The organism is Enterobacter asburiae (assembly GCF_024599655.1).
Classification (GTDB): Bacteria; Pseudomonadota; Gammaproteobacteria; order Enterobacterales; family Enterobacteriaceae; genus Enterobacter; species Enterobacter asburiae_D.
In genome coordinates, this window is sequence record NZ_CP102247.1 from 4,689,414 (window position 1) to 4,702,066 (window position 12,653).

A 12,653-nucleotide genomic window follows, 5' to 3' on the forward strand; every position below is an offset into this window, starting at 1 on the left:
CATGAAGCCGTCCGTCATTTTGTATAAAGCACTGCCGGAAGATCTGCAGAAACGTCTTGAAGAACACTTCACCGTCACGCAGGTGAAGAACCTGAGCCCGGAAACCGTGGCGCAGCACGCCGAAGCGTTCGCCAGCGCCGAAGGCCTGCTGGGTTCAAGCGAGAAAGTGGATGTCGCCCTGCTGGAGAAAATGCCGAAGCTTCGTGCTACCTCTACCGTTTCCGTGGGTTACGACAACTTCGATGTGGACGCCCTTAATGCCCGCAAGATCCTGCTGATGCATACGCCACATGCCCTGACGGAAACCGTGGCCGACACGCTGATGGCGCTGGTACTCACCACGGCGCGTCGCGTGGTGGAAGTCGCCGGGCGCGTGAAAGCGGGCGAATGGACAAAAAGCATTGGTCCGGACTGGTTCGGCGTGGACGTTCACGGCAAAACGCTGGGCATTGTTGGCATGGGGCGTATCGGGCTGGCGCTGGCGCAGCGCGCGCATTTTGGCTTCAACATGCCGATTCTGTATAACGCGCGTCGCCATCACGGTGAAGCCGAAGAACGCTTCAACGCGCGCTACTGCGAGCTGGATATCCTGCTGCAGGAAGCTGATTTTGTTTGCCTGGTTCTGCCGCTGACGGACGAAACGCGCCATCTGATTGGCAAAGAGGCGTTTAAGAAAATGAAGCAGTCAGCCATTTTCATCAACGCGGGTCGCGGCCCGGTGGTGGATGAGAAGGCGCTGATTGAGGCCCTGCAGAACGGTGAGATCCATGCAGCAGGTCTGGACGTCTTTGAGCAGGAGCCGCTGCCGGTGGATTCCCCGCTGCTTTCGCTGCCTAACGTGGTTGCGCTGCCGCACATCGGCTCAGCCACCCATGAGACGCGCTACAGCATGGCGGCCACTGCGGTCGATAATCTCATCGCCGCCCTTAGCGGAAAGGTGGAGATAAACTGCGTGAACCCGCAGGTGCAACGATAGAAACGAAAAAACCCGCCAGAAGGCGGGTTTTTGAATTTTGTGCTACTGGGTTGGAAGCTTACAGGCTTACAACGTTACCAGCTGCTGGGCCTTTAGCGCCGCTTTCGATGGTGAAGGAAACTTTCTGACCTTCATCCAGAGATTTGTAGCCATCGTTCTGGATAGCAGAGAAGTGTACGAACACGTCTTTTGAGCCATCGTCAGGAGTGATGAAGCCGAAACCTTTATCAGCGTTGAACCATTTTACCAGACCAGTCATTTTAGCAGACATAGAAATTACCTTATTAACAAATATATTGAGCCTTCCGGCTTGATGGATTGCGTTACAGATTTTTAAGCGATGAAGGAAGGGTCACAACGAAGGGTATCTATGGATAACAATCTGGACTGCTTTACTAAACTGCTTTAGGTCTGTGTAACAAACCGACGGAGATAGTTATACCGATGTGGTAGAAGAATGACAAGCGTTATTTTCGATAAGCATAAAAAAAACCCCGCCGGGAGCAGGGTTTTTTCGGTTTATTCTGTGGCCGTGACGGCGGCACTCCAGGCCTGGCTAAAGGCCTGATGCTGGGAGGCCAGCGGCCCAATCAGCGTATTGTACTGGCTTGCCTGCTGCGAGGTCGGGAACTGAATGCCGTTGGCAACAAAGCTCACCTGCGTATTCTGCTGGGCGATAAAGTCACCCACCTGAACCAGCTGCTGCGTGAAGATTTGCGCGGCCGGAATCAGCGGTTGCAGCGCTTCAGAAGGCTTGGTCACCACTTTCTCATACACTTTGTCGAAGACCGGTTTGAGATCGTCGCCCTGCTTCAGCGCAGAACGTGACGCGTCAGCCTGCATTTTCGCATTCTGCAACTGCTGGCTCAGCACGCCAAGCGCACCGTTGGACTGGCGAAGCGGTTCGCGCTGCGTCATATAATCCTGCGGAACGCGGATGGCGTTCACGCTATCCACCACGGGACGAATTCCGGAATCCATCGCCTGGCTCACCTGCTGTGAATAACCATAAAGAATGGCGTAATCGGACACGAAGGGGCCAAACTGTTTTTTCTGATCCGCAGTCAGCGTCGGCAACCGCTCGCCGCTGCGCATCACTGTATTCTGTAGAAAATCGATAAACGCTTTGCGCTGATCGCCTTCTTTATCAAAACACCCACTCAGGCTAACAACCATCAACAACGCCGCAATAGGCGCAAACCAGCGAGAGCAGGACTTTCCTGTCGCCATTTTATTACTCCTTTCACCCAAAAAAGCGCACACCGGCACACGCGTGCCCGACGCTGACAAGGATAGTCCAGGTCAGCCTTGCAAGATACTCTTTTCATGCAAAACGGCTATTGCCGATTTATTTCTTACCATTTACAAAAAAATACCTGACGAAGCCGACATATGACTAATCAGGGAATTAGCATAACTATCCATATTGCTGAATCGGATAAAGCGATCGTTACCGCACGATTAATCACACCCGTGACGATCCTGGGTTGGTATTAGGGACTATTCTTAACTGGCTCTCTGATGTTCTTGATCACGATGTGAGATTTAAGAGGAGTCCTCAATGGAATATAAAGATCCTGAGTTTGAGCTGCTGAGCAGCCTGGAACAGATCATTTTTAAAGATGTACCGCAGACGATTAGCCTGCAACAAAAATCCAATCCCTTTACAGAATATGAGCAATTGCGCAAAGGGACAGGATTGAAAACCGAAGAATTCGCCAGAGCGATGGGTGTCAGCGTGGCTATGGTGCAGGAGTGGGAGTCAAAACGTGAGAAACCCACCCCAACCGAGTTAAGGCTGATGCGCCTGATTCAGGCCAACCCTGCACTCAGCAAACAGATAGCGTAGTCAAGTTTGAACGCCCCCGCCTCTGCGGGGGCTTGTGTTTAAAGGCTCTCACAACGCCAGCCCGCCTCTTCCCACACCCATTCATGCGTTAACGTTAAGCCTCTTAAAAACGCCTCATCGTGTGATACCACCAGCAGAGCCCCGGGGAAATTGGCCAGCGCCGCTTCAATGGCCTGGACCGAGGCCAGATCCAGATGGTTAGTCGGTTCATCCAGCAGCAGAAGCTGCGTGGCCTCCGCGCGCCACAGCACGCAGGCCAGGGCGGCCTTAAGACGCTCGCCGCCGCTGAGTTCCGCCAGCGGGAGCGAAACTTTGTCGGCACCCAGTTGAAGCTGCGCCAGACGGGTTCGCAATACCCCCTCTTCCAGAGGCGTATGACCCAGGTTGAGATGCGTCATGACCGACTGCGAAAGATCGAGCCGGGACAGATGCTGGTCGAGATAGGCGCAGCTGACTGAAACCTTACAGGTACCCGAACGGGGGGCAATCTCGCCGAGGAGGATTTTTAACAGCGTCGATTTACCGCAGCCGTTCGGTCCCTTTAACGCCACGCGCATCGGTCCGTCCATCCGCCAGTTGAGCGGAGGAACTGGCACATGCGGCAGCACCAGATCCTCCAGCACCAGCACCTGCTTCCCCTCCGGGATCTGGCTCCCCGGCAGGGTGAACATTACCGGGTTATCTTCCTCAACGCGTTCACGCGCCTTATTTACCGCGGCGTTGAGGGCTTCATTTTGCTCGCTGTGCTGTTTTTTCCAGGAGCCGATCCGCTCCTTTGCCGCGCCTTTATATTTGACCCGCTCGAACGACGCGATATTCAGGGTATCGACGGTGCGCAATGTCTTTGCCGAACGCCGCTGGCTGTCATCATGCTCTTTTTGCATGCGTACCCGAGTGCGTTTGCGCTCGGTTGCCGCATGTTCCAGCGCCGCGCGGGCCGCCTGCTGTTCGGCATCGCGCTGGGTTTGATAATCCGCATAATTCCCGCCGTAGCTGCGCAGACCCGAGGCGCTCAGCTCGAGGATACGCGGCACCTGCTCCAGAAGTTCGCGGTCATGGGAGGCTACCAGTACGCCGCCCTGAAAACGGCTGAGCTGGTCGTAGAACCACGCCCGGCCTTGTCGATCCAGATGGTTAGTGGGCTCGTCCAGCAGCATGAAATCCGCCTCAGCCGTAAACGCCCCGCACAGCAGGGCGCGGATGCGCTCGCCGCCGCTGAGTTCACCGGCAGGTTTATCCGGGTCAAACGGTGGGAGCTGCGCATTGCTAAACGCCTCGCTCAGGCGCTCGGCAACATCCCAGTGGCCGTCGAGCAACTCCAGATCGTCAGGCTGATAGTCGCCGCTGTCGATGCGCTTACGCGCCGTAAAAATCGCGTCATACCCGAGCAGTTCAGCCAGCGTCGTCTGCGGCGAAATGACGTGCTGCTGCGCCACATAGACATGCGAGCCAAAGCGTTCGATATGACCGGTAGCCGGTTCGTCCAGCCCCGCCAGCAGACGCAGCAGACGCGTTTTCCCGCTGCCGTTACGGCCAACCAGCGCGCACAGGGCGGGTTCCAGCGTGAGATTCAGCGGACCAAAAAGGGTATCGCCCGTCGGAAACTGACAGGTGACCTGATGCAAAATAAAAGAAGGGGACTGCGCAAAATGAGCCATAAGCACTCCTGAATGAAATCAAAACATCCCCTGCCGACGCGGTGGCGTTTAGCAAGGATCGAAATTCATCAGTCGCGTTTGTTCATTTTTGGGGGGCGCTCCAGCGCGAGAAAGTTAACGGGCTAAGGATAACGGTAATGTGTTGACCATTTCAAGGTTAAATTTTGGGCGACTTATACTCCCTCTCCCTTTGGGCTGAGGAATCCCCACCAAATATTGTCTGCACAGACGGCCCCCTCTCCCTTGAGGGAGAGGGCTGGGGTGAGGGGGAACATACAGCTGTGGTGGTCATTCCGCTCACGTTATGTTCCTTGCTACCCTGTAACGACAATACCCGTGAGCGTGCCAGGGCGGCACAATCGCGATCGGCTAAACCTGCCGGATGGCGCTGCGCTTATCCGGCCTACAAAAGACCCATAAAAAAACCCGCCGAAGCGGGTTTTTAGCATTTGTCACAGCGGACACATTACTGCAGCAGCGAAATATCCGCCACGCGCAGGAAAAGTTCGCGCAGTTTCTCGAGCATGGAGAGACGGTTAACACGCAGCTCTTTATCTTCTACGTTCACCATCACTTTCTCGAAGAAGGCGTCGATAACGTCACGCAGCTCGGCCAGCTCCACCAGCGCTTCCTGGTAGCGACCTTCCGCGAAGTACGGCTCGAGCTTGTCGCGCAGCACCACAACCTGCATCGCCAGGGCGATCTCTTCCGGCTCTTTCAGGGTTGCGGCGTTCACGCGCTCGTTCAGCGTCTCGTCGGATTTCGCCAGAATGTTGGATACACGCTTGTTGGCCGCGGCCAGGGCAGATGCCGCTTCCAGGGTACGGAAGTGGGAAACCGCCTTCATACGCGCATCGAAATCAGCCGGACGAGTCGGACGACGCGCCAGCACCGCCTGAATGGTGTCAACGGTGTAACCTTCGTCCTGATACCACGCGCGGAAACGACCGAGCATAAAGTCGATCACGTCATCCACAACCTTCGCGTTGGTCAGCTTGTCGCCGTACAGACGCACCGCTTCTTCGGTCAGCGTCTGCAGATCCAGGTTCAGGTTCTTCTCAACGATGATACGCAGCACGCCCAGCGCAGCACGACGCAGCGCAAACGGGTCTTTGTCGCCTTTCGGATGCTGACCGATACCAAAGATACCCGCCAGGGTGTCCATCTTATCGGCAATCGCCACGGCGCAGGCAACCGGGTTGGACGGCAGGTCGTCACCCGCAAAGCGCGGCTGATACTGCTCGTTCAGGGCCACGGCCACGTCTTCCGCTTCGCCATCGTGACGCGCGTAGTGCATGCCCATCACGCCCTGGGTGTCGGTAAATTCGAACACCATGTTGGTCATCAGGTCGCACTTGGACAGCAGGCCAGCACGCGTCGCGTGGTTGACGTCTGCACCGATTTCGCGGGCAATCCAGCCGGACAGTTCCGCAATGCGGTCGGTCTTGTCGCGCAGCGTACCCAGCTGCTGCTGGAACAGCACGGTCTGCAGACGCGGCAGGTTATCTTCCAGACGCTTTTTACGGTCGGTATTGAAGAAGAACTCGGCATCCGCCAGACGTGGGCGCACCACTTTCTCGTTACCGGAGATAATCTGGATCGGATCTTTTGATTCGATGTTCGCCACGAAGATGAAGTTTGGCAGCAGCTTGCCGTCGTTGGCGTATACCGGGAAGTACTTCTGGTCACCCTTCATGGTGTACACCAGCGCTTCAGCCGGAACGGCCAGGAATTTCTCTTCGAACTTCGCGGTCAGCACAACCGGCCATTCAACCAGAGAGGTCACTTCTTCCAGCAGGCTTTCGCTCAGGTCGGCGTTACCGCCAATCTGGCGCGCCGCTTCTTCGGCGTCCGCTTTGATTTTGGCTTTACGCTGTTCGTAGTCGGCAATGACTTTACCGCGCTCCAGCAGGATCTGCGGGTACTGGTCAGCATTGTCGATGGTGAACTCAGGCTCGCCCATAAAGCGGTGGCCACGGATCACGCGATCGGACGCCACGCCCAGAATGGTCGCAGGGATAACGGTATCGCCCAGCAGCAGGGTCACGGTGTGAACCGGACGCACGAAGTGCACGTCGGACGCGCCCCAGCGCATCAGCTTAGGAATCGGCAGCTTCGCCAGCGAAGTGGCAATCATGTCCGGCAGCAGCGCTTCCGCGCTTTCGCCTTTCACGTGCGCACGATACAGCAGCCACTCGCCTTTATCCGTGGTCAGACGCTCGGCCTGATCGACGGTGATGCCGCAGCCGCGCGCCCAGCCTTCAGCCGCTTTGCTCGGCTTGCCTTCCGCGTCAAACGCCTGGGCAATCGCCGGGCCACGTTTTTCGACTTCACGATCCGGTTGAGACGCCGCCAGATTTGCCACTTTCAGCGCCAGACGGCGCGGTGCGGCAAACCACTCAATTTTACCGTGTGCCAGGCCAGCGTTATCCAGCTCAGCGGTCACGTTCGCAGCAAAAGATTCAGCCAGGCTGCGCAGGGCTTTTGGTGGCAGCTCTTCGGTGCCGATTTCCACCAGGAAAGTTTTCTCAGACATGGCCGCCTCTTATTTGTTTCGGTTGCACATCGGGAAGCCAAGGGCTTCACGGGACGCGTAGTAAGCTTCTGCAACGGCTTTGGTCAGGGTACGAATACGCAGAATGTAGCGCTGACGTTCAGTCACGGAGATGGCTTTGCGGGCGTCCAGCAGGTTGAAGCTGTGGGCGGCCTTCAGAATACGCTCGTAAGCAGGCAGCGGCAGCGGAGTCTCCAGCGCCAGCAGCTGCTGCGCTTCTTTCTCATACTGCTCGAAGCAGGTGAACAGGAAGTCCACGTCCGCGTATTCGAAGTTATAGGTGGATTGCTCCACTTCGTTCTGATGGAACACGTCGCCGTAGGTGGTTTTACCCAGCGGGCCGTCGCTCCAGACCAGGTCGTAAACGCTGTCTACGCCCTGAATGTACATCGCCAGACGTTCCAGACCGTAGGTGATTTCACCGGTGATCGGCTTACATTCCAGACCACCCACCTGCTGGAAGTAAGTGAACTGGGTCACTTCCATGCCGTTCAGCCACACTTCCCAACCCAGACCCCAGGCACCCAGCGTTGGGTTTTCCCAGTTATCTTCCACGAAACGGATGTCGTGGATGGTTGGATCCATACCCAGCTCTTTCAGCGACCCGAGGTACAGTTCCTGAATGTTGTCGGGTGATGGCTTAATCACCACCTGGAACTGATAGTAATGCTGCAGACGGTTCGGGTTTTCACCGTAACGACCATCGGTCGGACGACGAGAAGGCTGCACATACGCGGTCGCCATTGGCTCAGGCCCCAACGCGCGCAGGCTGGTCATCGGGTGTGAAGTGCCGGCGCCGACTTCCATGTCCAAAGGTTGAACAATGGTACAGCCCTGACGAGCCCAGTAATCCTGTAAGGTCAGGATCAGGCCCTGGAAGGTCTTGGTATCAAACTTTTGCATAGTATTTCGTGCTGGATACGTGTGGTTTTAAATGGAAGGGACCAGTATACCCGCTGGCTGCAAGATATACAGTACGAAACGGGGTTGTTTAGGGAAAATTGGGAAATAAGCCTTGCGGCCAGAGCGCTGGCGGCGTCTGGCTGTTGATTATGCGAGCAGGCTAGCGCATGGAGAGGTGTAAAAACTGACCGTCCGCATCAAACGAGCAGACAAAGCCCTCTTTGCGCGACGTATGGCCCCGCAGTTCGTAGCTTCCCTGAAAACGCTCAAACCCGGTGACATCAATTTTCTGCACGTCCGAGTTATAGCGGCGAGCGGCCCGATCCTTACAGAGCGCTTCCATATCCAGTGAACGTTCCGGGCTCATTTTACCCTGCTGCGCTTTTTGCACAGGTGCTTCTTGCGGCGCACTGCATCCTGCCAGACTCAACAGCAGAAAGAGTGACGCCACACGCTTCATCATCATTTTTATTACCGCCCTGGTCAGTGGCTGTTATTTTTAGTATCAAAGCTTTTATAGATTACGGTCCGGCATTCTGCGAATCTCGCGGCCTCCCTACAAGCCTGCTGAATAAAACTCAGAATTTTCCAAGCGAAGACTTTTGGACAATGGCAGTCACACTCAATTTACAGGGAATACGAGGAACTGATGCAGTCAAAAATTAACTGGATTGATAACCTGCGAGGAATAGCGTGTCTGATGGTGGTCATGATCCACACGACGACCTGGTACGTCACAAATGCCCACAGCATCAGCCCCGTTAACTGGGATATCGCCAATATTCTCAACTCTGCGTCACGCGTCAGCGTGCCGCTGTTCTTTATGATTTCTGGCTTTCTCTTTTTTGGCGAGCGCAGCGCGCAGCCGAGGCACTTCATTCGCATTGCGGCCTGTCTGGGGTTCTACAGCGCCGTTGCCCTGCTCTATATCACCCTGTTCACCTCGATTAACGCCGGGCTTTCGCTGAAATACGTGCTGCAAAAACCGGTGTTCTATCACCTGTGGTTCTTCTTCGCCATTATCGTTATCTATCTGGTCTCCCCGCTCATCCAGGTAAAAAACGTCAGCGGTAAAATGCTGCTGGCCCTGATGGTGGTGGCTGGCATTATCGCCAACCCGAATACGCTCTCGCAGAAAATCGACGGATTTGAGTGGCTGCCGGTCAATCTCTATATCAACGGGGATACTTTTTACTACGTGCTTTACGGCATGCTGGGGCGCGCCATTGGGATGATGGACACGCAAAAACGCGGTCTGAACTGGCTCTGCGGGGCGCTGTTTATCGCTGGCGTGGCGGTGATTTCACGCGGGACGCTGCACGAATTGCAGTGGCGCGGCAATTTTGCCGATACCTGGTATCTGTACTGCGGGCCGATGGTCTTTATCTGTGCCGTTTCGCTGCTCACCCTCGCCAAAAACACCCTGAACGCGCATCCCCTGCCCGTACTGAATCTTATCTCGCGGCACTCTCTCGGGATTTACGGTTTTCACGCGCTGGTGATCCACGCGCTGCGCACGAGAGGCATTGAGCTAAAAAGCTGGCCGGTGCTGGATATCGTCTGGATTTTTGCCGCCACGCTGGCGATCAGCCTGCTGCTGTCGATGCTGCTGCAAAAAATAGACGCTCGCCGCTTCGTCAGCTAATGCTTCGCTGTCGGGCGCGATGATACTGGCGCGGGGAGGAAAACCCTGCCGCCAGTGAAGCCTGCTCCACGCCGCGCCCCTGCAATAGCCACTGCTCCGCCACCGCCAGACGCAGCTGCTCAAGATAATCGCGAACGCTAATCCCTAAATGTGACTGGAAAAGCCGGGTGAGGTGACGCGGGCTGACGTGCGCCAGGGCGGCAATGTCAGGCAAGCTCCACGTTTTTTGCGGCTCGGCGGTAAGCGCATCCTGCGCCCGATGAATCGCCGGATGAAGATGATTGCGGTAGCGTAGCCACGGAGATAGCTGGGGATCGTCACCGGAACGGCGGAACCAGACCACCATTTCACGCGCCACGGTCAACGCCTTTTCGGGGCCGCACAGGCGGTTAATCATGTGCAGCGCCAGATCGATGCCTGACGTGATCCCCGCGCTGGTCCAGATATTCTCATCTTGCACAAAGATGCGGTTTTCTTTAATCGTCGCCGTGGGGGCCGCAGTGCGTAAACGGCTAATAACGTCATGATGGGTCGTGCACTGTCGGTTGTTCAACAGGCCCGATTTCGCCGCCAGTAAAGCCCCTGAACAGACGCACATCACGGCGATCTCCTGGCGCTGGATCTGCGGCTGCAGGCGCATCAGCCAGTGCTGGATCTGCTGCGCCTGTGGCGTTGAGAACTGAAAGCGGGAGTCGCTCACCCCCGGCAGTACAAGCAGGCTGCCCGGAGGCAGGCTTTCCGGCAGCGGCTGGATACCGCTCATCGTCAGGCCTATCGACGTCGGAACCTCCGGCTGCGGGCCAATGTAATGCAGGCGAAACGCGTCGCCAGCCAGCACAAAGGTCTCCGCCGGGCCGGTCATGTCTAATGACAGCACCCCGGGCAACATCACGAACCAGACGTCGATGCTCATTACAGGGACTCCAGCGTCTCCGCTACCGTTTTAATCTCGGCAAAACGCCCGGACAGTACCGTCTCGGTACGATGGCGAATTTCCGCTGCGCTCAGGGTAATGCCCTTGTACGTCATGGGAAACGTCAGCGTTGCCTCACTGACAAAGGTCACAGCATAACCCAGATCGGATGCCACCCGGGCGGTGGTTTCGCAGCACTGTTCAGTGCGAATACCGCAGATAATCACACTGTTGATATCACGCTCGCGCAGCCAGCGGTCAAGCCCGGTATCCGTAAATGCATTATGGACGTGTTTCTGGAAAACCACATCCGGCTGATGACGCAAAAAGGCCATCGGTTTGACATAGCCGCTTTCCAGGGTGAAAGGTCCATCTTCATCCACATGAAAAATATCAACGACCGGAATATTGCGCGCCTGGCAGCCTTCAATCAGCCCCAGCATCGCCTGCTGAAACGCAGGGATCTCGCCTTCCTGCCAGTAATTGCGGTGGTGAAATGACTGCTGCGTATCGATGTTGATTAATGCAGTGCGTGACATGATGGATCTCCTCGCCAGTGGGTGTAACACCATACTGGCAAGGAAAGGAAGCCACGCACAGACCAAAAAAGGACATCCTCGTGCCTCTCCCGGACAAGCGTATTTACGACATCAGCGGCAGCAGCTGCTGGTAGATTTTGCGGAACACATCGCGCCTTTCCGTGTAGCGCGCATGGCGCACCGCGTCAGGCACATGCGCCTGTTCAAGCGTAAGCTGCGGCAACAGCTGCGAAAGCGGTTGTTCCGGATGAATAGCTATCTGCGCCAGACGCGCGGCGCCGAGCGCGGGCCCGACATCCCCGCCGGTGCGGAAATCCAGCTGCAACCCGCTGATATCCGACAGCATCTGTCGCCAGTAAGGGCTTCGCGCACCGCCGCCAATCAGGGTGACGCTCGTCGGTTTCAGGCCGCAGTCGTGCACCACGTCCATCCCGTCGGCCAGGGCATAGCCCACGCCTTCCAGAACCGCACGGGCCAGTTCTGCCGGGCCATGCTGATGGGTTAAGCCAAAGAACACCCCTTTCGCTTCCGGGTTGTTGTGCGGCGTACGCTCGCCGGAAAGATACGGTAAAAACCAGACGGTACCCGCAGCTTCATCCGCCTGCTGGGCTGCGGAAATGAGCGCCGGAACGTCGGCCATGCCGGTGAGTTTTGCCGCCCAGTCCAGGCAGGACGCCGCGCTGAGCATCACCGACATCAAATGCCATTTCCCGGGAAGGGCATGACAGAAGCTGTGCACGGCGCTTTCTGGATTACTGCGATACCCGTCGCTGACGGCAAAATAGACGCCAGACGTTCCCAGCGACAGCATCGCCTGGCCCGCCTCAACCATGCCAACGCCGACAGCGCCCGCCGCGTTATCGCCGCCCCCGGCCACCACCGGTACGGCAGGCATATTCCAGCGCTCAGCAACAGCTGGCAGCAGCGCGCCTGTTACCTCACAGCCTTCGTACAGCGCGGGCATATGCTCCCGGGTCAGATGGCAGGCATCCAGCATCGCCTCGCTCCAGTCGCGCTTCGCCACGTCGAGCCACATCGTGCCGGCGGCATCGGACATGTCGCTGGCGAAATCGCCCGTCATGCGAAAACGGAGATAATCTTTCGGCAGCAGGACTTTCGCCACCTGACGGAAAATCTCCGGTTCGTGGCGCTGCACCCACAGTAATTTAGGCGCAGTAAAGCCGGGCATCATCAGGTTGCCGGTAATCTTGCGGGAGGCAGGTACGCGCGCCTCGAGAAGCGCACACTCTTCAGCACAGCGGCCGTCGTTCCAGAGGATCGCAGGACGCAGCACGCGATGCTGGCTATCGAGCAGCGTAGCGCCGTGCATTTGTCCGGCAATCCCCAGCGCTTTCACGTCACGCAGGCGGTGCTGCTCACCTAAAGCTTTGATTGCGCGATCCGTCGCCTGCCACCACTGCTCCGGATCCTGTTCCGACCACAGCGGATGCGGACGTGAAACCTGCAGCGTTTCCGTCTGCGTGGCTAACACGTCGCCCTGCTCGCTCAACAGGATGGCTTTCACACCCGATGTGCCAAGATCGATCCCGATATACATTGTGGTGACTCCTTTGACAGAAATGCCCGGTGGCGCTGCGCTTACCGGGCCTACGTGC

At 56.9% G+C, this 12,653-nt stretch carries 12 protein-coding genes; 3 read left to right on the forward strand and 9 right to left on the reverse strand.

From position 1 onward, the window contains the following. The first annotated feature begins 1 nt into the window (after window position 1). Window positions 2-976, forward strand: a complete 975-nt coding sequence (gene ghrB, locus NQ230_RS22270) for a glyoxylate/hydroxypyruvate reductase GhrB (RefSeq protein WP_121425976.1) — start codon at window positions 2-4, stop codon at window positions 974-976. Window positions 977-1,034: 58 nt separating this feature from the next. On the opposite strand, the gene cspE is transcribed toward ghrB, so the two are convergent. Beyond that, window positions 1,035-1,247: a transcription antiterminator/RNA stability regulator CspE gene (gene cspE, locus NQ230_RS22275; protein WP_003860775.1), complete on the reverse strand. Its 213-nt coding sequence runs from the start codon at window positions 1,245-1,247 to the stop codon at window positions 1,035-1,037. A 248-nt stretch (window positions 1,248-1,495) separates the two neighbouring features. After that, window positions 1,496-2,206: a DUF3053 domain-containing protein gene (locus tag NQ230_RS22280; RefSeq protein ID WP_024909075.1), complete on the reverse strand. Its 711-nt coding sequence runs from the start codon at window positions 2,204-2,206 to the stop codon at window positions 1,496-1,498. 331 nt (window positions 2,207-2,537) lie between these two features. Between NQ230_RS22280 and NQ230_RS22285 the strand changes: the two genes are divergently transcribed. Further along, window positions 2,538-2,825, forward strand: coding sequence for an HTH-type transcriptional regulator (locus NQ230_RS22285; RefSeq protein WP_023309948.1), 288 nt, complete (start codon window positions 2,538-2,540; stop codon window positions 2,823-2,825). Window positions 2,826-2,863: 38 nt separating this feature from the next. On the opposite strand, the gene NQ230_RS22290 is transcribed toward NQ230_RS22285, so the two are convergent. The 4 genes from NQ230_RS22290 to NQ230_RS22305 all read right to left on the reverse strand — a co-directional run bounded on the left by NQ230_RS22290 (window position 2,864) and on the right by NQ230_RS22305 (window position 8,406). Continuing rightward, window positions 2,864-4,483, reverse strand: coding sequence for an ABC-F family ATP-binding cassette domain-containing protein (locus NQ230_RS22290; protein ID WP_257259237.1), 1,620 nt, complete (start codon window positions 4,481-4,483; stop codon window positions 2,864-2,866). A gap of 466 nt (window positions 4,484-4,949) precedes the next feature. Next, complete coding sequence (gene glyS, locus NQ230_RS22295; RefSeq protein ID WP_023334080.1) at window positions 4,950-7,019, reverse strand: glycine--tRNA ligase subunit beta; 2,070 nt, start codon at window positions 7,017-7,019, stop codon at window positions 4,950-4,952. Window positions 7,020-7,028: 9 nt separating this feature from the next. Further along, the gene (gene glyQ / locus NQ230_RS22300; protein ID WP_003860141.1) at window positions 7,029-7,940 is read right to left on the reverse strand and encodes a glycine--tRNA ligase subunit alpha; all 912 of its coding nucleotides are present in this window, start codon (window positions 7,938-7,940) and stop codon (window positions 7,029-7,031) included. 160 nt (window positions 7,941-8,100) lie between these two features. Next, window positions 8,101-8,406 carry a YsaB family lipoprotein gene (locus tag NQ230_RS22305; protein ID WP_096150903.1) on the reverse strand — a complete coding sequence of 102 codons (306 nt, stop codon included), beginning with the start codon at window positions 8,404-8,406 and terminating at the stop codon, window positions 8,101-8,103. Between the two features lie 183 nt (window positions 8,407-8,589). Between NQ230_RS22305 and NQ230_RS22310 the strand changes: the two genes are divergently transcribed. Further along, entirely contained in the window at window positions 8,590-9,585 is a 996-nt protein-coding gene (locus NQ230_RS22310; protein WP_257259243.1) for an acyltransferase, read from the forward strand. On the opposite strand, the gene NQ230_RS22315 is transcribed toward NQ230_RS22310, so the two are convergent. The 3 genes from NQ230_RS22315 to xylB all read right to left on the reverse strand — a co-directional run bounded on the left by NQ230_RS22315 (window position 9,578) and on the right by xylB (window position 12,595). Then, window positions 9,578-10,498, reverse strand: a complete 921-nt coding sequence (locus NQ230_RS22315; RefSeq protein ID WP_121425979.1) for a GlxA family transcriptional regulator — start codon at window positions 10,496-10,498, stop codon at window positions 9,578-9,580. The two genes, NQ230_RS22310 and NQ230_RS22315, sit on opposite strands and share 8 nt — an antisense overlap. Then, entirely contained in the window at window positions 10,498-11,037 is a 540-nt protein-coding gene (locus NQ230_RS22320; protein ID WP_159515277.1) for an isochorismatase family protein, read from the reverse strand. Before NQ230_RS22320 ends, NQ230_RS22315 begins: the two co-directional genes overlap by 1 nt. 103 nt (window positions 11,038-11,140) lie before the next feature. Beyond that, complete coding sequence (gene xylB / locus NQ230_RS22325) at window positions 11,141-12,595, reverse strand: xylulokinase (protein ID WP_257259254.1); 1,455 nt, start codon at window positions 12,593-12,595, stop codon at window positions 11,141-11,143. Window positions 12,596-12,653: the final 58 nt, after the last annotated feature.